Source organism: Mycobacterium sp. IDUB_3 (genome assembly GCF_055419585.1).
In genome coordinates, this window is the sequence record NZ_JBVAXZ010000001.1 from 309,724 (window position 1) to 329,389 (window position 19,666).

15 protein-coding genes and 1 pseudogene are annotated in these 19,666 nt (G+C 68.3%); 8 read left to right on the forward strand and 8 right to left on the reverse strand.

Annotated features, from left to right (window positions below; translation table 11 throughout):
* Positions 1-127: 127 nt before the first annotated feature.
* From ACZYVJ_RS01130 to ACZYVJ_RS01140, 3 genes are all read left to right on the forward strand, one after another.
* Positions 128-1,933 (forward strand): N-acetylglutaminylglutamine amidotransferase, encoded by a 1,806-nt coding sequence (locus tag ACZYVJ_RS01130; RefSeq protein ID WP_463829312.1) that lies wholly within the window; start codon positions 128-130, stop codon positions 1,931-1,933.
* Positions 1,930-3,720: an N-acetylglutaminylglutamine synthetase gene (gene ngg, locus ACZYVJ_RS01135; RefSeq protein ID WP_463829313.1), complete on the forward strand. Its 1,791-nt coding sequence runs from the start codon at positions 1,930-1,932 to the stop codon at positions 3,718-3,720. The genes ACZYVJ_RS01130 and ngg overlap by 4 nt, the downstream gene beginning before the upstream one ends.
* A 93-nt stretch (positions 3,721-3,813) precedes the next feature.
* Positions 3,814-5,298 (forward strand): MFS transporter, encoded by a 1,485-nt coding sequence (locus tag ACZYVJ_RS01140; RefSeq protein ID WP_463829314.1) that lies wholly within the window; start codon positions 3,814-3,816, stop codon positions 5,296-5,298.
* A gap of 10 nt (positions 5,299-5,308) precedes the next feature.
* Here ACZYVJ_RS01140 and ACZYVJ_RS01145 read toward each other — a convergent pair whose 3' ends face one another.
* The 6 genes from ACZYVJ_RS01145 to ACZYVJ_RS01170 all read right to left on the reverse strand — a co-directional run bounded on the left by ACZYVJ_RS01145 (position 5,309) and on the right by ACZYVJ_RS01170 (position 11,975).
* On the reverse strand, positions 5,309-6,808 hold the full coding sequence (locus ACZYVJ_RS01145) for a serine/threonine-protein kinase (RefSeq protein ID WP_463829315.1): 1,500 nt from the start codon (positions 6,806-6,808) through the stop codon (positions 5,309-5,311).
* A gap of 93 nt (positions 6,809-6,901) precedes the next feature.
* A complete protein-coding gene (locus tag ACZYVJ_RS01150; RefSeq protein WP_463829316.1) occupies positions 6,902-8,704 on the reverse strand; it encodes a serine/threonine protein kinase PknE in 1,803 nt (600 codons plus the stop codon).
* A 171-nt stretch (positions 8,705-8,875) separates the two neighbouring features.
* Positions 8,876-9,217, reverse strand: coding sequence for a hypothetical protein (locus ACZYVJ_RS01155; protein WP_064880396.1), 342 nt, complete (start codon positions 9,215-9,217; stop codon positions 8,876-8,878).
* A gap of 166 nt (positions 9,218-9,383) precedes the next feature.
* Entirely contained in the window at positions 9,384-10,100 is a 717-nt protein-coding gene (locus tag ACZYVJ_RS01160) for a pyrimidine reductase family protein (RefSeq protein ID WP_463829317.1), read from the reverse strand.
* A 3-nt stretch (positions 10,101-10,103) separates the two neighbouring features.
* Positions 10,104-10,601, reverse strand: coding sequence for a flavin reductase family protein (locus ACZYVJ_RS01165; RefSeq protein ID WP_463829318.1), 498 nt, complete (start codon positions 10,599-10,601; stop codon positions 10,104-10,106).
* Positions 10,602-10,694: 93 nt separating this feature from the next.
* Positions 10,695-11,975 carry an APC family permease gene (locus tag ACZYVJ_RS01170; protein WP_463832784.1) on the reverse strand — a complete coding sequence of 427 codons (1,281 nt, stop codon included), beginning with the start codon at positions 11,973-11,975 and terminating at the stop codon, positions 10,695-10,697.
* Positions 11,976-12,084: 109 nt separating this feature from the next.
* On the opposite strand from ACZYVJ_RS01170, the gene ACZYVJ_RS01175 reads away from it, so the two are divergent.
* Both ACZYVJ_RS01175 and ACZYVJ_RS01180 read left to right on the forward strand, forming a co-directional pair.
* Positions 12,085-12,831 carry an arsenate reductase/protein-tyrosine-phosphatase family protein gene (locus ACZYVJ_RS01175; protein ID WP_463829319.1) on the forward strand — a complete coding sequence of 249 codons (747 nt, stop codon included), beginning with the start codon at positions 12,085-12,087 and terminating at the stop codon, positions 12,829-12,831.
* Positions 12,831-14,303, forward strand: a pseudogene (locus ACZYVJ_RS01180) (multicopper oxidase family protein); the annotation flags it as partial. The gene ACZYVJ_RS01175 and the pseudogene ACZYVJ_RS01180, both read left to right, overlap by 1 nt.
* Positions 14,304-14,317: 14 nt before the next feature.
* Here ACZYVJ_RS01180 and ACZYVJ_RS01185 read toward each other — a convergent pair.
* Positions 14,318-15,442 (reverse strand): FAD-dependent oxidoreductase, encoded by a 1,125-nt coding sequence (locus ACZYVJ_RS01185; protein WP_463829320.1) that lies wholly within the window; start codon positions 15,440-15,442, stop codon positions 14,318-14,320.
* A 68-nt stretch (positions 15,443-15,510) separates the two neighbouring features.
* Here ACZYVJ_RS01185 and ACZYVJ_RS01190 point away from each other — a divergent pair, with 68 nt between their 5' ends.
* The gene (locus tag ACZYVJ_RS01190; protein WP_463829321.1) at positions 15,511-16,401 is read left to right on the forward strand and encodes a hypothetical protein; all 891 of its coding nucleotides are present in this window, start codon (positions 15,511-15,513) and stop codon (positions 16,399-16,401) included.
* Here ACZYVJ_RS01190 and ACZYVJ_RS01195 read toward each other — a convergent pair.
* Complete coding sequence (locus ACZYVJ_RS01195; RefSeq protein WP_463829322.1) at positions 16,398-17,315, reverse strand: TIGR03619 family F420-dependent LLM class oxidoreductase; 918 nt, start codon at positions 17,313-17,315, stop codon at positions 16,398-16,400. The genes ACZYVJ_RS01190 and ACZYVJ_RS01195 overlap by 4 nt on opposite strands.
* 62 nt (positions 17,316-17,377) lie before the next feature.
* Here ACZYVJ_RS01195 and ACZYVJ_RS01200 point away from each other — a divergent pair, with 62 nt between their 5' ends.
* Together ACZYVJ_RS01200 and ACZYVJ_RS01205 are read left to right on the forward strand one after the other, a co-directional pair.
* Entirely contained in the window at positions 17,378-18,067 is a 690-nt protein-coding gene (locus ACZYVJ_RS01200; protein ID WP_463829323.1) for a PadR family transcriptional regulator, read from the forward strand.
* 162 nt (positions 18,068-18,229) lie between these two features.
* Positions 18,230-19,612 (forward strand): HNH endonuclease signature motif containing protein, encoded by a 1,383-nt coding sequence (locus ACZYVJ_RS01205; RefSeq protein WP_463829324.1) that lies wholly within the window; start codon positions 18,230-18,232, stop codon positions 19,610-19,612.
* The last annotated feature ends 54 nt before the right edge of the window (positions 19,613-19,666 follow it).

A 19,666-nucleotide genomic window follows, 5' to 3' on the forward strand; every position in this document is an offset into this window, starting at 1 on the left:
GATCCAGTTCACACAACCGTCGATCACGGTGATCACAGCGCGTTGATCGCCGCCGTACGTGGCCCGTTGCAGCGGTTTTGGTGGATCTCACGCGCGCTTCGAATCGGACAACGGTAGGGTCGAAGGCGTGTGCGGAGTCACCGGGGAGGTACGACTCGATGGGCAGGCGCCCGATGTAGCGGCCGTCTCAGCGATGGCCGCGGTGCTGACACCACGGGGTCCGGATGCGGGCGGCGCCTGGTCACAGGGCCGCGTCGCGCTTGGCCATCGTCGCCTCAAAATCATTGACCTCACCGAAGCCGGCGCCCAGCCGATGGTCGACTCGGAGCTGGGTCTGTCGCTGGCGTGGAACGGCTGCATCTACAACTACAAGGAGTTGCGGCAGGAGCTCAGCGGGTACGGCTACCGCTTCTTCTCGCACAGCGACACCGAGGTTCTGATCAAGGCCTACCACCGGTGGGGTGACGACTTCGTCAGCCATCTGTTCGGCATGTTCGCCTTCGCCATCGTCGAACGCGACAGCGGGCGGGTGCTGCTCGGCCGGGACCGGCTCGGCATCAAGCCGCTGTATCTGACCGAGGACAACCACCGCGTCCGGTTCGCCTCGACGTTGCCGGCCCTGCTGGCCGGCGGCGGCGTGGACACCCGGATCGACCCGGTCGCGCTGCACCATTACATGAGCTTCCACTCGGTGGTGCCCGCGCCGCACACCATCCTTCGGGGGGTCCGCAAGGTGCCGCCCGCGTCGCTGGTGGCCATCGAGCCCGATGGCAGGCGCACCGTCACCACCTACTGGGCGCCCGACTTCTCCCGCCACTCGGACCGCGCCGACTGGTCGGAGCGCGACTGGGAAGACGCCGTGCTGTCCACGCTGCGGCTGGCGGTCAAGCGCCGCCTGGTCGCCGACGTGCCGGTCGGTTGCCTGCTGTCCGGGGGCGTGGATTCCAGCCTGATCGTGGGCCTGCTCGCCGAGGCCGGTCAGCACGGGCTGTCGACCTTCTCCATCGGCTTCGAGTCGGCCGGCGGCGTCAAGGGCGACGAGTTCCAGTACTCCGACATCGTGGCCGAGCGCTTCGAGACCGACCATCACCAGATTCGCATCGAGTCCGACCGGATGCTGCCCGCGCTGGACGGTGCCATCGGCGCGATGAGCGAGCCGATGGTCAGCCACGACTGCGTCGCCTTCTACCTGCTCAGCCAGGAAGTGGCGCGGCACGTGAAGGTCGTGCAGTCTGGCCAGGGCGCCGACGAGGTGTTCGCCGGCTACCACTGGTACCCGCCGATGGGAGAGGCGGCCGCGGCGACCCTGGACGGTGCCGTTGCCCAATACCGCGGCGCGTTCTTCGACCGCGACGACGCCGGGGTCGGCGCGCTGGTCGGATCGGGCATCGTCGCGGCCGGCGATCCCAGCCTTCGATTCGTCACCGAGCACTTCGCGCAGGCCGGCGCCGAAACCGGAATCGACCGTGCGCTGCGCCTCGACACGACCGTGATGCTGATCGACGACCCGGTGAAGCGGGTCGACAACATGACGATGGCGTGGGGTCTGGAGGGCCGAGTGCCGTTCCTCGACCACGAGCTGGTCGAGCTGGCGGCCACCTGCCCGCCGGAACTCAAGATCGCGCACGAAGGCAAGGGCGTCCTGAAACAGGCTGCGCGACGGGTGATTCCGTCGGAGGTCATCGACCGCCCCAAGGGCTACTTCCCGGTCCCGGCGCTGACCCACCTCGAGGGCCAGTACCTCGACATGGTCCGCGACGCTCTCTACGCGCCCACCGCCAAGGAGCGCGGCCTGTTCAACACCGACGCGGTCGACGCGCTGCTGGCCAACCCGAACGGCAAACTGACCCCGCTGCGGGGTAACGAGCTCTGGCAGATCGCCCTGCTCGAGCTCTGGTTGCAGCGTCACGGTGTAACGGGCCCGGTTGCATGACCATGGTCGATCAGTCGGGCGACCACACCGAGGCGATCACGCTCGGTCTGCATGACGCCTCGCCGCAAGAGCTGGTCGACGCGATGGCCAAGGACGTCGAGCTCGAATTGGGTTGGGGCCGGCTGATTTTCGGGCAGACCTTCGCCAATTCCCAGGAACTGGTCGAGGCGCTGCGCCGCGAGGGGCCCGGGCGTCGCGACATCTGCATCTACGCCCGCGAGTCTCACGTGGTGGTCGCCGAGGCGCCCACCGAGCTGTTCATCGACCCCAGCCACACCTACCGGCTGCGTTTCACCCCCAAGACGACGAACCTGGCGCCGTCGCCGCTGGGCGTGACGGTGCGCACGCTGAACGACCCGATCGATGCCGACGCAATGAACCGCGTCTACGTGCGCTGCGGCATGGTCCCGGCCGGCGTCGACGTGATCTGGGACAACCATCAGCACGTGCCGGCGGTGAAGTATCTGCTCGCGGTGCGCGACGAGGACGGGGCCGTGGTCGGCACCGTCACCGGCGTCGACCACGAGTTGCTGTTCAACGACCCGGAAGAGGGGTCGAGCCTGTGGACGCTGGCCGTCGATCCGGCCGCCGGGCTGCCCGGCGTCGGCGGCGCCCTGACCAAGGCGCTGGCCGAGCACTTCCGCAGCGCGGGCCGCGCCTACATGGACCTGTCGGTGGCGCACGACAACGCGGCCGCCATCGGCCTCTACGAGAAGCTGGGTTTCCGTCGCGTCCCGGTGCTGGCGATCAAGCGCAAGAACGCGATCAACGAGCCGCTGTTCACCCCGCCGCCCGAGACGATCGACGACCTCAACCCCTACGCCCGGATCATCGCCGACGAAGCGCTGCGCCGCGGGATCTGGGTCGAGGTGCTCGACGCCGAGACGGGCGAGATGCGCCTGACCCACGGCGGCCGAAGCGTCGTCACTCGGGAATCGCTGTCCGAGTACACCTCCGCGGTGGCCATGTGCCGCTGCGACGACAAGCGGCTGACGCGTCGCCTGGTCTCCGAGGCGGGCATCACCGTGCCCCGCGCCCGGCTGGCCACGTTCGACGAGGGTGACTTCGCCTTTCTCAAGGAGGTCGGAGAGGTCGTCGTCAAACCGACGCGTGGCGAGCAGGGCAAGGGCATCACCGTCGGGGTCCTCCCGGACAACGGACCCGACGACCTCAGCTCCGCGCTGGCGCGGGCCCGGCAGCAATACCAGGACGTGCTGATCGAGCAGCGGGTGACGGGCGACGATCTGCGGCTGGTGGTGATCGACGGCCGCGTCGTCGCCGCCGCGGTGCGGATGCCCCCTGAGGTCATCGGCACGGGGGAGCACAGCGTGCGGGATCTGATCGCGGCCGAGAGCCGCAGGCGTTCGGCGGCCACCGGCGGCGAATCCCGCATCCCGCTCGACGACCTCACCGAGTCGACGATCGCCGAGGCCGGCTGGAAGCTGGATGACGTGCTGCCGCAGGGGACTCGGCTGCGGGTGCGGCGCACCGCCAACCTGCATCAGGGCGGCACCATCCATGACGTCACCGCGCAGGTGAACAGCGAACTGTGCCGCGTCGCGGTGACGGCGGCCGAAGCGATCGGCATCCCGGTGACCGGCATCGACCTGCTGGTGCCCGATGTCACCGGCGCGGAGTACGCCTTCATCGAGGCCAACGAGCGCCCGGGGCTGGCCAACCACGAGCCCCAGCCCACGGCGGCGGCCTTCATCGACTTCCTCTTTCCCGGCCACCCCGGCCAGCCGCAGGCCTGGACTCCCGAAGAGTCCCGGTCCGATCGTGACTGACGCCGACGGGCGCCGCACCGGTTCGATGCCCCGCTGAGGGCTAGCGACGGGTGCTGAGTGGGTAAATCTCTGTCAAACCCGAACGGAGACCGCATGAGTGCGAGCGCGCAAACCAAGACCATCTCGACGCATGTTCCGGCGCGGCTGGACCGGCTGCCATGGTCGCGGTTTCACTGGCGCGTCGTCGTCGGCCTGGGTGGGGTGTGGGTGCTCGACGGGCTCGAGGTCACCATGGTGGGCAACGTCTCGGCCCGGCTGATGGAGCACAACAGCGGCATCTCGCTCAACGCGGCCCAGATCGGCATGGCGGCCGCGATTTACATCGCGGGAGCGTGTTCGGGGGCGCTGTTCTTCGGCCACCTGACCGACCGTTTCGGCCGGCGCAACCTGTTCATCATCACGCTGGCGATCTATCTGGTGGCCACCGTCGCCACCGCGTTCGCGTTCGCCCCGTGGTATTTCTTCCTGACCCGTTTCTTCACCGGCTCCGGCATCGGCGGCGAATACGCCGCCATCAATTCGGCGATCGACGAGTTGATCCCGGCGCGGGTACGCGGTCGCGTCGACCTGGTGATCAACGGAACCTATTGGCTGGGTTCGGCCGCCGGGGCGGGCGGCGCGCTGGTCCTGTTGAACACGTCGAACTTCCCGCCCAACGTCGGCTGGCGCCTCGCCTTCGGAATCGGCGCCATCCTCGGCATTTTCGTGCTGCTGGTGCGGCGTAACGTCCCGGAGAGCCCGCGCTGGCTGTTCATCCACGGCCGCGACGAGGAGGCGGAGCAGATCGTCGGCGATATCGAAGAGGCGGTCCAGCAGGAGACCGGCCAACCGCTGCCCGAACCGCAGGGCAAGCCGCTGCGGATCCGCCAGCGCACGGCGATTTCCTTCCGGGAGATCGCCGCGGTCGCGTTCAAGCTCTATCCCCGTCGCGCGGTCCTCGGGCTGGCGCTGTTCATCGGTCAGGCGTTTCTCTACAACGGCGTCACGTTCAACCTCGGCACGCTGCTCAGCCAGTTCTACGCCGTGCCGTCGGGCATGGTGCCGGTGTTCTTCGTACTGTGGGCGCTCAGTAATTTCGCCGGCCCGCTGCTGCTCGGGCACCTGTTCGACACCGTCGGCCGCAAGCCGATGATCACGCTGACCTATATCGGTTCCGGTGTCGCGGTGGTGGTGCTGGCGATCGTGTTCCTCACCCAGGCCGGCGGCGTCTGGGCCTTCATCGGCGTGCTCATCGTCGCTTTCTTCCTGGCGTCCGCGGGCGCCAGCGCGGCGTACCTGACCGTCAGCGAGATCTTCCCGATGGAGACCAGGGCGCTGGCGATCGCGTTCTTCTACGCGATGGGCACGGCGATCGGCGGCATCACCGGGCCGCTGCTGTTCGGTCAGCTGATCAACTCCGGCATGCGCACCGAGGTCGTCTGGTCATTCCTCATCGGGGCGGTCGTGATGGCCGCGGCCGGCCTGGTCGAGCTGTGGCTCGGGATCGCCGCCGAACAGCGCCCGCTCGAAGAGCTGGCATTGCCCTTGACCGTGGAAGACGCCGAACGCCAAGAGGATTCCGAGCCGGTAACGGACTAGGCCGGACGGGTCAGCCGTACGCGTCCCACCAGGTGTGCAGGTCTTCGACGGTGGCCGGGTCGCCGGTGACATCGCTGAGCATGAGCCTCGAATCGTTGGACCAGATCACGTTCGGGTGGTTGTTGTAGCTGCCGCACGCGATCAGGCCGGCCATGTCGTTGGGGGTCTCGTCGTAGTGCCAGCTGACGGGTGAGCGTCCCTCGCCGGGGCAGTTCACCAGGCTGACGTTGCCGACGTCGTCGTCGAAGGCCTTCTTCAGCCGGTCGGACGTCGGAAACAGCCCGTAGGTGGCCCGGGCCGGGCCGCCTGGCTGGGTGTTCTGTCCGCAGGTCACCATGGCCACCGCGTGCACCCAGATGCTGCCCGACTCGGGAGTGGCCGGCGTGCAGGTGCCCGGCAGGTAGCCCGGCGGGAGCAGACTGATCAGTCGCTCCTGGTCGCCGCTGGGCGCGGCGGTGGACGGCGGTGCGGTCTTGCCCGAACTTGTCCGGTGCTGCGGCTGGCTGGTCGGTTTGAGCACCAGCCAGACGCCGACGGTGCAGATCGCGGCGGCGACGACGGCCGCGGCGGCCACCACCGGCCAGCGGGTGCGCCGGCGCCGCGGCGGCCCGGGTGGGCTGATCGGGACCTCGGTGTTGCTGCGCTCCAGGATCGTCGCGGCGCGTTCGCGTTCCGGGCTGGTCAGTGCCTTGTGCGCGGCGTCGGCCAGGGCACCGGCGGTGGGGTAGCGCTCGCTCGGGTCTTTGGCCATCCCCGCAGCGATCACCGCGTCGAATGCGTGGCTCACGCCGGCGCCGTGCGCGCTGGGTTTGGGGATGGGGTGCATCATGTGCGCGGTGACCAGGACGGCCGTGCTGTCGGCGGCATACGGCGGCGCCCCGGTCAGGCATTCGTAGAGCACGCATGCCAGCGCGTACACGTCGGCGCGGGAAGTCACCTCGTCACTCGAAAAGCGTTCGGGTGCCATGTATTTCAAGGTTCCGACCGCGGTGCCCAGTTGGGTGAGTTTCTCGTCGGTCTTGGCGCTGGCGATACCGAAGTCGACCAGGTACGCGAAGTCGTCGCCGGTGATCAGGATGTTCTGCGGTTTGACGTCACGATGTGTCACCCCGGCGGCGTGGGCCGCGTCCAGGGCCGACGCGACCTGGTGGATGATGGCCACCGCGCGCGGCGCGGGCAGCGGCCCCTCCCGTTCGAGCAAGCTGTCCAGGTCGACGCCTTCGATGAGGCGCATCTCCACAAACAGCTGGCCGTCGATCTCGCCGTAGTCGTGGATCGGCACCACATGCGGCTCCAGCAGCCGGCCGGTGATGCGGGCTTCGCGCTCCATTCGCTTGCGGAACACGGGATCCTGGCTGAATGTGTGCGACATCAGCTTCAGCGCGACGGTCCACTGCTTGACGGTGTGCTCGGCCTCGTAGACCTCGCCCATTCCGCCGCGGCCGAGCAGCCGGCCGAGACGGTACGGGCCGAACATCGTCCCCGACCGCGACCCCTGCGCGTCGCTCATCGCTGACTCCAATCAACTCGCCGCAGGAAACGTACAACATCGCGGTGTGCGGCGATCGCGGCTCGCCCGCCCGGCGGCCCGGTGGGCCGCTTGCTATCCGGCGAGTTTCGTCAGCCAGGCCGGATTCTGGTAGTTCACCGCGGTCGTGCCGTCCCACACGAAGGGGGTGGAATTGGCGTTGTCCGCCGACAGGGTCGAGTAGCCGTTCGCCGCTTTCGCCTTGGCTGTGCCGATGTCGTCGCCGGACTTGATACAGGCGACGACGGCGGCGTCGGCCCCGACCGTCTTGGCCAATTGCGCGAGCTCGCCATCGGTGCGGTCTTCGGCGGCGCCCTCTTGCGGCTGAAAGTTGCTGGCAAACAAGCCGGAATAGAAGTCGACGTAGGCCTTGGGGTCGTTCTGCGCGGCGACGCAGTAGGTGGCCGCCACCGCGCGCGTCGAGTAGTCCTGGCTGTGCGACTTGTCGTCGAGAAAGTTGAGCAGGTGATAGCGCACGGCGAGTTTCTTGTTGTTCACGGCGCTGTCGATGTCGGCGGCGTTCGACCTGATGAAGCTGCCACACGGCGGGCAGATGGGTTCGTTGAAGACGTCGATCGTGGTCTGGGCCGCCGAACTGCCCACGAACACACCGTCATCGATGACCCGCAACGCGACGGCATCCGGCGGTGGCGGAGGCGGGGTCGGGGCGGACCGAGTCTTCGATTCCCAGGGGCGGACGACGCCGAGGATCACCCCGATGAGCGCCATCGTGAGGGTGGCGGCGACACCGACCCACAGCCAGGGCTTGCGGCTGCCCCGCGGCGGTTGCCCCCAGGGCGGCGTCGCACCGGCGTTCGTCCAGACCGGCGGGCCGCCCCACGCGGTGGGCTGCAGCCCCGGTGCGCCGGCAGTCAGGGGTTGCCCGGCGGCCGACCGCGCGGGCCAGGCGCCGACGGGCGGTGGTGCCGGCGCGGCGACGGGCGTCCCGGCCGCGAACCCGGCGGCCGGCTGGCCGGCGAATGCGGCCGGTGGCGTTGCCATTTGGCTGCGTTCCAAGATGTCGGTGGCCCGATCCTGATCGGGTGCGGCCAGCGCGCCGTAGGCGGCCGCCGACAGGTCACCACAGGTGAGGAAGCGGTCCGCCGGGTCCTTGGCCATGCCGCTGGCGATGACCCCGTCGAAGGCGGCCGGGATGCTGGGCCGGGTCGCGCTCGGTCGCGGGATCGGCTGGTGCACGTGCGCGCCCATCACGCTGAGCTGGTCGCCGGTGTAGGGCGGCGAACCGGTCAGGCATTCGTACAGCACGCAGGCCAGCGCGTAGATGTCGGCCTTCGCGGTTATCTCGGAATCGCCGAACCGCTCCGGGGCCATGTATTTGGCGGTGCCCACGGTGGTTCCGAATTGCGTGAGTTTTTCGTCGGAGGTGGCGCTGGCGATGCCGAAGTCGACAAGGTAGGCGAAGTCGTCGGCGCTCACCAGAATGTTTTCCGGCTTCACGTCGCGGTGCAGGATCCCGGCGGCGTGCGCGGCGTCGAGTGCCGAACCGATCTGGCGGACAACCGCGATCGCCCGCGGCGGGGAGATCGGCCCGTAACGCTTCAGCATGCTGGCCAGGTCTTTGCCGTCGATCAGCCGCATGTCCACGTACAGCTGGCCGTCGATCTCGCCGAAGTCGTGGATGGGCACGACGTGCGGTTCGTGCAGCCGTCCGGCGGTGCGGGCCTCACGCTGCATCCGCGACCGGAAGACCGGGTCGTTGGACAGGGTGCGCGACATCAGCTTCAGGGCCACGATGCGCTCGCGGACCGTGTCCTCGGCCTCGTACACGTCGCCCATGCCGCCGCGACCGACCAACCGCCGCAGCCGATACGGCCCGAATTGCGTACCCTCCCGCGAATCCGCCGTCGCATCACCCATCGAACACTCCTCACCCGCCAGCCGTGCGCCGCAAACCGGCTGCCGGCGCAGGCACCGGGCCGGCGACTGCGCCGAATCCGCGTATGCGGTGGCATGCAGGCATAAGGCTAAGGTTTTCACGACCGCGGGGCACGGCGAACAGCGAAAGCCAGCTAATTCGAGGGTGCGGATTTAACGGTTGTCGTCGTCACCGGTGGCGCGTTCGGTGAGCCCCTCTCGGGACAGCGCCCGGACGAATCCGTAGGCCTGCATCCCGGCCGGTCCGGGATTGTCGAAGATCCATTCGTTGATTTTTTCCAGCGCGTTGGCCAGGTCGTCGCGCTTGACCCGCACCAGATAGGTCTTTCGGTCGTCGTCCGGATCCTCGATTGAGTCGGCGACCGCGACGGGATTCTTGAACGCGTAGGCGATCCCGTGCACCGCATCGTGGTTCAGCGCCCATTGAATTTCACTGGGGCGCAGTCGGTTCACCGCCAGATTACGGTAGTCATGGTCGTGGTCTGAACTGCTCACCGGGCCGGTGATCCTATTCTGTGTGCATCGAGGAAGTGGACAATTCGATGTCGCGAGAAGCGATTCGATCGGGTTTCACGCCGCGCATTTTCATCATAGGAAGACGCGCCGTCGGCTGCATGTTGAGCGCTTTTGCGCACCCGGATTCCGGCGAGCCCCGCGCGGCTCAGCGGCGATATTTCAAAAATAGATAGCCGTCGCAGACCAACGCGTGCTCGAGTTGCATGGTGACCGGGGCTTGTAGCCGCGCCGGGTGTGTCCGGTAGCCCACCGGCTGGCTCGCGGCCAGCTTCGGGGCGAGGGTCACGCAGATCTCGGTGACGGCATCGGCTTCCACCAGCTCGTCGAGCAGCGTCGGTCCGCCCTCGCACAGGATGCGGTGCATGCCCAGCTCACGCAGCATGGCGACCGCGCGGGAGACGTCCACCGAGTCCTCCCCGGCGACCATGACGTGTTGGCGATCGTCGTCGGGGTCGTGTCGTGCCGCGGTTCGCGCGCAGGTGAGCAGGATCGGCGGCTGGTTCGGATTGCTGAACAGCCGGGACGGTAGTTCACCGCTGCTGCTCACCACGGCGACCGGGGGTGGTTCGGCCCGCCCTTCGTGGTGCCGTCTGGCGCGCGCCGCGTCGCTCAGCTTTACCGGGCCATAGTTTTCCGCACGGGCCGTGCCGGCGCCGACCAGCACGACGTCGGCGAGGCCGCGCAGAATGTTCAACAGCCGCTGATCGGTGGGGCATGACAGCGGACCGGCGCGACCATTGAACGCGGCGGCGCCGTCGGCGCTGAAGATCATGTTGGCGCGCACGCCATCCGGGGGATCGGCGTAGAACGGAGCGAGTTCGATGATGCTGGGGACGGCACTGATCCGGGGCGACTCGCTCACGCGCTAGGCCTCATGGCCGGGTTCCAGCTCGCGCACGTCGCCGAAGGACACCCAGGTTTCCAGTTCCCGTGGCGGGCTGCCGTCCACCGGTGCCAGCAGGTGCCCGACGTGGTCGCCCAGCGAGAAGCGTTCCAGGATCTCCCCGACGAACCAGGCGGCGGCGTCGTCGAGGATGGGCAGCTGTTCGGGACCGGGGTGCCAGGAACATCGGTCGAACTTGTCGACCTTGTCGCTGGTCTGGCTGCCGAAGAGTTCGACCACGTCCAGGTGGTCATGGTCGAACACGTGCACGGCCAGGTGGGAGGCGTCGTGGGCGATGCGGAAGGTGTGGTTGCGCCGGGACAGACCGACCAGGAACCGGGGCGGATGGATGCTGGTCTGACTGGCAAAACCCACCAGGCAGCCGGCCGGGGTGCCGTCGGCCTGCGTGGTGACGACGAACATCGGATAGTTCAGCAGCGCCACCAGCTTGTCGAATGCTTCGGTTTCCGGGTCGGACATCCGGTCAGTCTTCCCCGTCCGGCCCGTGGGGAATCGCGTTGCCGCGGATTGGCCGGTGGCGGGCCGCGACCGATCCCGGTGAATTCGCCGACATCAGGTGCGATTCCGGTTGCGTCGCAACCTCATCGAGACAGCGAAGCGCCGAACCAGGTAGGCGGCGACGCCGATGCCCAGCACCAACACACCGGAAAGTACGGACCACGACGGCATCGCGAGAGCCAGCACCACGCAGCCCAGCAGCCCGATCACTGGAATGGCGCGGTGTGGGCGTCCCGCGTCGGGGCCGAGGGTGAACGCGGAGGCGTTGGCGACGGCGTAGTAGATCAGCACGGCAAAGGAGGAAAACCCGATCGCGTCGCGAAGGTCGGTGGTGGCGGCCAGTATCGCGACGACGACGCCGATCAGCAGCTCCGCGCGGTGGGGCACCCGGAACCGTGGGTGCACGGCGGCCAGGGTATGGGGGAGATGGCCGTCGCGTGCCATGGCCAACGTGGTGCGCGAGACGCCGAGGATCAGCGTGAGCAGGGAGCCGACCGCCGCCACCACCGCGCCCACCCGCACGACGGGGACCAGCCAGCCGGCCCCCGCGGCGCGAGCCGTCTCGACGAGCGGGGCTGCAGTCTGGGCGAGGCCGCCCGGCCCCAGCACCGACAGCGCGGCCACCGCCACCAGCGCGTAGACGGCCAGGGTGATGGTGAGCGCCAGCGGTATCGCCCGTGGAATGGTGCGCGACGGGTCGCGTACCTCCTCGCCCAGCGTCGCGATGCGCGCGTAGCCCGCGAAGGCGAAGAACAGCAGACCCGCGGCCTGGATGACACCGCCGGCGGTTGCGCCGGTCGGGCGGAAATGATCGGTGCCTGCCGCCGCGGAGGTGAACGCGGCGACGACGACCGCGGCGAGCACCGCCAGCACCGCGGCGACGATGATGCGGGTCAGCCAGGCCGACTTCTGCACGCCGCCGTAGTTCACCGCGGTGAGCGCGACAACCGCGGCGACGGCCACCGCATGCCCATGCGCCGGCCATGCATAGACGCCGACGGTCAAGGCCATCGCCGCGCACGACGCGGTCTTGCCGACGACAAAGCCCCACCCGGCCAGGTATCCCCAGAAGTCTCCCAACCGTTCTCGGCCGTAGACGTAGGTGCCGCCCGAGGCGGGGTAGCGCGCTGCCAGCCGCGCGGAAGAGGTTGCGTTGCAGTAGGCCACCACCGCGGCCAACGCCAGGCCCAGTAGCAGTCCCGAGCCTGCGGCACGCGCGGCGGCCCCCAGCGCCGCGAAGATACCGGCGCCGATCATCGACCCCAGCCCGATCACCACCGCATCGAAAACGCCGAGGCTCCGGCGCAATTCACCGTCGGCGGGCGGGGTGCTGATCGGGGTGCTTCCGAACACTCGGTCTCCTCGAAGTCGGAGAAATGGTCACGCCTGTGCACCTCGGGCAACGTCTAACCTATCAAATTGATTTGATGTATTGTGCGGAAGCATGGCGGCGGCCGATCGAGCGGACGTTCCAGCGCTGATGCAACTGGCGTCGCACCCACTGCGGTGGGCGCTGCTGACCGAACTGGCATCCGGGGACCGCCGGGTGCGGGAATTGGCTGCCGCCGTCGGCGAGCCGCAGAACCTGGTCTCGTATCACTTGCGGCTGCTGCGTTCGGCCGGACTCGTCGATGCGCGACGCAGTAGCTTTGATGGGCGCGACACCTATTACTGGTTGAACCTGACGAAGTGCGCCAAGGCATTTCGTGAGGCCGCAGGCGCTCTGCATCCGGCGTTGGCACCCGGGCCCTCGACCAAGGCCGCGCCGCGGGCGGTGTTGTTTTTGTGCACCGGCAACAGCGCGCGATCACCCATGGCCGCGGCGCTGCTCGAGAAACGCGGCCGGGGCCGCATTCGGACGGCAAGCGCGGGCAGCCATCCGAAGTCCGAGCTCCATGTCAACGCCATCCGGGTGATGCGCGACGAATACGGCATCGACCTCAGCGGCACCCGGCCCCAATCCCTGGCCGCGGTTTCCCGACGCCGCTTCGACTGCGTGATCACGCTGTGTGACAAAGTGCGCGAATACGCGCGCGAACACGATTTGGCGACCACGATGCACTGGAGCCTGCCCGATCCGTCGGCCACGGGCGCCGGCTACCCGCAATTTCGGCGCGTGGCAGGCGAATTGAGCCGGCGCGTCGACTTCTTCGTCCCCGATCCGAGCGCCCCGACCGGCGGGCGCTGGTGATGGCGCTCAACCGGCGCCAATTCGGCAAGTGGGCGGGCGTCGCGCTGACCGCCGCGGCGGGAAGCGGCGGTGCCGGGGTCGCGTGTACGCACCCCTCGCCCCAGGGCCCACCAGGCGGCAAGGCCGACTACACGCTGCGGATCGGCACGGGCAAGGTCGAGCTGGCCCCGGACCGGGTCGTGTCGACCCTGACGTACAACGGTCAATTTCCCGGCCCGCTGCTGCGGTTCACGGAGGGTCGGCGCGCCTGGGTCGATGTCTTCAACGACACCAATTCACCGGAGCAATTGCATTGGCACGGCCAGCATGTCGGCGTCGACGTCGACGGCGCCGCCGAAGAGGGCACCCCCGACATACCCGCACACGGCATGCGCAGGATTTCCTTCGTCCCCGGCCCGGCGGGCCTTCGCTTCTACCACACCCACGTCGTCCCGCGCGCCGATCTGTCGCGCGGCCAGTACAGCGGCTTGGTGGGCCCGGTCTACATCGAGCCCGCGCACGACGCCGGTGCATACGATCAGGAAATCTTCCTGACGCTCAAGGAGTTTGAGCCCGCCTTCAGTCGCGGGGGCGACATGGCCAGTGACTTTCTGGCCGGTGAGCAGGATCAAGACCTCAGGGACAGAGGCGAGTCCGCGATGGCCGCCTCGTTGGGCCGCGGCGAGTCACCCGGCAACGAGGTCGGCTACGGGGCGTTCGCGATCAACGGGCGCATGCTGGGTCACGGCGATCCCATCCGCGTGCAGGCCGGTCAGCGGGTATTGCTCCACGTTCTCAACGGCAGCGCCACCGAGACACGCAGTTTGGCCCTGCCCGGACACACCTTCACCATCATCGCGCTGGACGGCAACCCGGTGCCCACGCGGGCCGCCGTGCCGGTGTTGTGGCTCGGCGCGGGCGAACGAATCTCGGCCATTGTCGGCATGACCAATCCTGGCGTCTGGGTGCTGGGCGATCTGTCTGACGACGACCGCGGCCACGGAATGGGCGTCGTCGTCGAATATTCCGGGCGCGGTGGGGATCCGCAATGGGCAGCGCCCCCGCCCTTCACGTGGGATTACCGGCTGTTCGGCACACCCCGGCGGACCGACGTTTCACCGCCCGACCGCACCATCGACATGTTGATCGAGAAACGCAACGCCGCCGACAACGGTTTCAATGTCTGGACCATCAATGGCGCGCCTTTTGCGATGGACACCAACAAGCCCGTGCTGCGAATCGAGCGTGGCAAGCGTTATCGGTTGCGGTTCCGCAACGCCAGCGACGACCTGCACCCCATGCACCTGCACCGGCACACGTTCGAGATCACCCGGTTCGCCGGGACACCGACCGCCGGAGTACGCAAGGACGTCGCCATGCTCGGCGGCTACCAGAGCATGGAGGTCGATTTCGTAGCCGACCAACCCGGCCTTTCGCTGCTGCACTGCCATCAACAGATCCACATGGATTACGGGCTCATGCTGCTGCTCGACTGCAGTTGGGCCCCTCACCCCAGCGGATCGTTCTGGCGCACCCCCCGATACATGCCCCAACGCACGATCCATGGCATCACCACGCGCTCGACCGACCAGGACGGGAAGCGGAAGGCATGGCCGGTGGGCAGGAAGACCTCCAGCCCGTTGGGCTGTATACCCACCAGCGAGCCCCACCGCCGCGTCGGCGCCCGGTAGGTGCGCAGCGGCCGGCCGCCGAAGTCGGCGAGGACGTTGCGCGCCACCAGGGCGTCGCCACGGTTACGGGCGGAGCTGCGCAACGGGTCGGTCGCCGCGACGTCGCCGACCGCGAACACGCCCCGGTGGCCGGGCACCCGCAGCTCCGGCGTGACGCGCACGAACCCGCGCTCGTCGAGCAGTTCCGGGGGCAGCCATTCGGTGTTGGGCCGCACCCGACCGATCGCCCACAACACGGCATCGGCGTCGGCCGGGGGTTGTCCGGTGCTCCAGTGGACCGGTCCGCTGGTCAGTTCGTCGCCCGCGAACCCGTCGGTCACCACCGCGCGGTGTCCGGGGTGCAGTCCGACGCCCAGCCGGGTCAGCCGGCCGCGGATCCGCTGCCAGATCCGTGGATGGTGTCCCTCGAGGGCGGAGTCGCCGGGGAAGTACAGGTCGATCCGCTTGGCCGGCCACGTGGTTGCCATGTTGAGCGCGCTGCTCACCGCCGCGGCCCCGCCGCCCACCACGACCACCGACGCGGCGGCGGCCAGCCGGTCGTGCGCGGCGTGCAGGCCCGCGCCGATCTCGGCGGCCGACTGCAAGGTCGGCTGGCGCCAAAAGCCGTTGCTGACCCCGGTCGAGATAACCAGCGCGTCATACGGTTCGGTGACGGCCGCGCCGTCTTCGCTTCTGCCGAAGAGGGTCTGGGCAGCCAGGTCCACCCCGGTCAGCGTCGCCTGGACGATGCGAACGCCGTCGAGGCGACGGAAGCGGTCGAACGGAATCCAGTAATCGCGTGCCCAATCGTGCGGACGTGAGAGCCGGACGCCGAGTTCCTGGCCGCTCACCAGCGCCGGTTTGGCCGAGATCCCGACGACATCGGCATGCCGGGTCAGCCGGATCGCCGCGAGGACGCCCGCGTCCCCGAGCCCGGCGACGATGACACGCTTATGGTTCATGGCGCTATCCTGCCCTGCGTACATTGCGAGCGAGCCGTTGACCGATCCGAGAGCGAGGGGGCCGTCAGTTGATCGTCTCGCGCAGAGTCGCCAGCCCGGAGCGGCTGGAGGAGTCCGATGCGTCGACGCATCCGCGGGTGAGCGCTGCGCTGCGCACCGCGGTGCGCGCGTCGGCCCCTCGTCCCGCCGCTGCCCGGCGCGCCGCCAGGGACTTCGATAAGCCCCTGATTCCGGCGGTCATCGCCGAGATCCGGTGGTCGTTCACCCGGCCGCGCACCTGGCTGATGGGCGTGGTGGCCAACGTGATCTTCGCCGCCGGCTGGTTGCTGGTGCAGCCGCTGACTCCGGTGGGCCGTCACCCCGATTGGGTGATCCTGGTCGGCACCTACTTCTCCTCGTGGGTCCTCGCCGACGTCACCACCACCAACTCCCTGGGCGCCGACCATTACCGCATCCTGCGAGGGTTATCGGACGGGGTGCCATTCTGGCGAATCCTGTTGATCAAGAACCTCGCCCTGCTCGCGATCGTCGGGCTGCCCACCCTGGCCGCCGCGGTCGCGTTGACGCTGTGGCTGGAAACGCCGGCGCGGCTTGGCATTACGATCCCCACCGTCGCGGTGCCCATCGTGTCCTGGCTGGGTGTCGGCAACTTCATCTCGGTGCTGCACCCGGTCAGTGTCGAGCCACTGGTCCGGCGCTGGCGTCAGCGCGGCGACCTGCGCCGCACCCGCAGCTGGGTGCTGGCCCTGACATTGCCCTATGCGCTGTACTACGTGGCCGACCCGATGAACGGTGTGGAGCACCGCGTGTTGTGGCAGCAGGCGCCGGCAATGATCTGGCCGGTGTTCGGGCGCGACACCAAGAGTTTCGTCCACCTCGCCATCGCCATGAGCGTATGGGTCGCGGGCAGCATCGCCGCGGTGTATTGGGTGCGTCGGCGCGGATTGCAGATCCGCTAGGACACCTGGGGTTTGATCTCCTCGATGACCCATTGCGCGTAATCGAGGTATTCGTCCACGCCGGCCACGGCGGGGACGGGAACCGCGGTCACAGTCACGCCCTGCTCGGCGAGCCAGTTCAACCGGTCGACGATCTGCGCGGCGGCCATCCCCGGCCGGTCGCTCGCGCGGCGGGCGACGTGTCCTTCGCCGACCCGATTGGTGCCCAGCCCGTGCATCACCTCGAATTCCCGGCCGTCGTAGGCGGGCTGGGACTTGATGTAGTCGAGTTTCTCGGCGATCTGTTCTGGTTGTGTGAGGAACGGCCACCACCCGGACCCGAAGGTGGCCGCCCTGCGCAGGGCGGCGTCGGCGTCCCCGCCGATCCAGATCGGAAGATGGGGCTTTTGCACGGGTTTCGGCTCGAAGGCGATGTCGGCGAACGACACGTAGCGGCCTTCGAATCGGGGCGTGTCACTGGTCCACAATTCGACGATGGCGGCCAGATACTCGTCGGCGATGCGGCCCCGCTCGTTAAAAGGAACCCCGAGCAGCTCGAACTCGCGGGCCAGCCACCCCACTCCGAACGTCACCATCATCCGGCCGCCGCTCATCCAGTCCGCGGTGGCCAGCGCTTTGGCCACCACGATGGGGTGCTGCAGCGGCAGGATGGTGACACAGGAGTTGATGACCACCCGCTCGGTGGCCCCGGCGATGAAGGCCTGCGCGGTCGTCGAGTGCAGATAGTGCGACCCGGACAACTCGACGTGGTCGGTGGGGATGACGAGATGCTCGGGCACCGCGATCATGTCGTAGCCCCACCGGTCGGCGCATTGCATCATGCGTCGCTGTTCGGGCCCGGTGACGGCCGCCTCCCAGGGCTGCGTAATCGCCTTGAGGCGCAGCAGGTGCGGAACGGGGAAGGCGAATTTCATGGGCGTCCCAGCCAGCGGTCCATGTCCTTCAATCTAGGGGTCGGTGTTGTTAACCTGGCGACATGGACTCCGAAACGGACCCTGCCAGCCAAAAGCTGACCAACGCGGCGCTCGCCGCCACCAGCTGGGCGCTGCTGGGCATGATGTCCTACGAAGAGGAAGTCTCGGGCTACGACCTCAAGAAATGGATCGACTGGAGCGTCGAGCTCTACTACTGGAGCCCGTCCTACAGCCAGATCTACACCGAGCTGAAGAAGCTGGAATCGCTGGGACTGGTGACCTCGCGCGTCGAGCGCGACGAGGGTACCCGCAGCCGCCGGCTGTACAAGATCACCCCGGCCGGGATGGACGCCGTCACCGAGTGGACCAACCACGCGCCCGTGGACCCGCCCGTGCTCAAGCACAGTGTGCTGCTGCGCGTTACGTTCGGGCACCTCAGTAACCCGAGTCGGCTCAAGGAATTGCTGCAGGAGCATGTGGCGTCTTCGGAGGCCAAGCACCGCAAGGCCGTCGAGGACGCCGAGGGAGCCGAGGCAGAACCCGCGTGGGCGTACTCGGTGCTCGCGCTGCGTTGGGCGGCCAAGTATTACGCCGCCGAGCGCGAATTCGCGCTGGAGATGATCAAGGAGATCGACGAGGCCGACGCCATCCTGCAGAGCGCCGCGAAGGGTGGCTTCGGCAAGCCTCGGCCCACGCCCGGTTACTGGCGTGAGGTCGAGAAGCAGGTTCAGGCCAAGCGGGACGCCGACTAGTTCTGCCGGTGGCGACGGGTCTCGCCTGTGCCTGGGGCCGGCCGGCCCTACCCGGACGGGATTACAGATACCGAAAACGGATACCGAAATCCCGTGTGTCACTTGTGTTTCAGGTGTCCCTGGCGGGCGTTTTTTGTCGGTGGGCGCGGCTAGGTTGGCGGTGTGGGTGCAGCTGATGAGCAGGATGTCGATGCAGTGTTCGACGCGCTCGATGCCGCCTGGGATCGCGTGTGCGCGCTCAACGTCGACGCTTTGAATCCGCGCCAACAGCTGGCGGTGCTGCAGCGCTGTGAAAAGCAGCGCCGGCGCATCCCCGCCGTCGAGCATCCGGCGATCAATTCCCTTGCCCGCCAGGCACCGTCGCTCGAACTCGGCGGCACAGTGGTCCATGCGCTCGCCGAGGCCACGCTGATCAGCCGCTCGGAAGCGTCCCGGCGCATCAAGGAGGCGCGGGACCTCGGTGCGCGGCACGGCCTGACCGGCGAACCCGTCGCGCCAGTCCTGGCCGCCACCGCAGCCAGACAGCGGGCGGGAGAGCTCGGGGCCGGCCAGGTGTCGGTGATCCGGAAGTTCTGCCACCAGTTGCCCGGCTGGATCGACGCGCCCACCCGCGAGCAGGCCGAGGCCAAACTCGCCACGGAGGGAACCCGGTATCGGCCCGAGCAACTCGGCAAGCTGGCCGACGTTCTGGCCGACTGTCTTAACCCCGATGGCACCTTCACCGACGAGGACCGGGCGCGTCAGCGTGGCCTGACGCTGGGCAACCAGCAGGCCGACGGGATGTCGGCGTTGCGCGGCTGGCTGACACACGAAGCGCGCGCCACCCTCGAAGCCGTGTTGGCCAAACTCGCCGCGCCGGGCATGTGCAACCCCCTCGACGACACCCCATGCCTCGAGGGCACACCCACCCAAGAGGCCATCGAACACGACCCTCGCTCAGCCGGCCAACGTAACCACGACGGGCTCAACGCCGCACTGCGCGCGATATTGGCCTCCGGAGAGCTGGGTCAGCACAACGGGTTACCGGCCTCCATCATCGTCACCACCACCCTGCAAGAACTGGAGTCGGCCGCCGGGCGCGCCCTTACCGGCGGGGGGACCATTCTGCCGATGAGCGACGTGATCCGCTTGGCCCGCCACGCCCATCACTACCTGGCGATCTTCGACAAGGGTAAGGCCCTGGCCCTCTATCACACCAAACGCCTCGCCTCCCCGGGCCAGCGAATCGTGTTGTACGCCAAGGACCGCGGCTGCTCACACCCCGGATGCACCGTGCCGGGCTACTACTGCGAAGTCCACCACGTCACCGACTACGCCACGTGCCACACCACCGACGGCAACGACCTCACCTTCGTCTGCGGCCCGCATCACCGACTGCTGCGACCCGGCGGCTGGATGACCCGCAAAAACGCCCGCGGCGACACCGAATGGAAACCACCGCCCGAACTCGAACGCAGTCAGCCCCGCACCAACACCTTCCACCACCCCGAGAAGCTGCTGCGCGATGGAGACGACGACGAAGACCACAGTCCGGGGGCGGCATGACCAGTCGTAGATCGCCGCTAGTTCTGGTGGTGGCGACCCGCTTCGCCCGGCTGC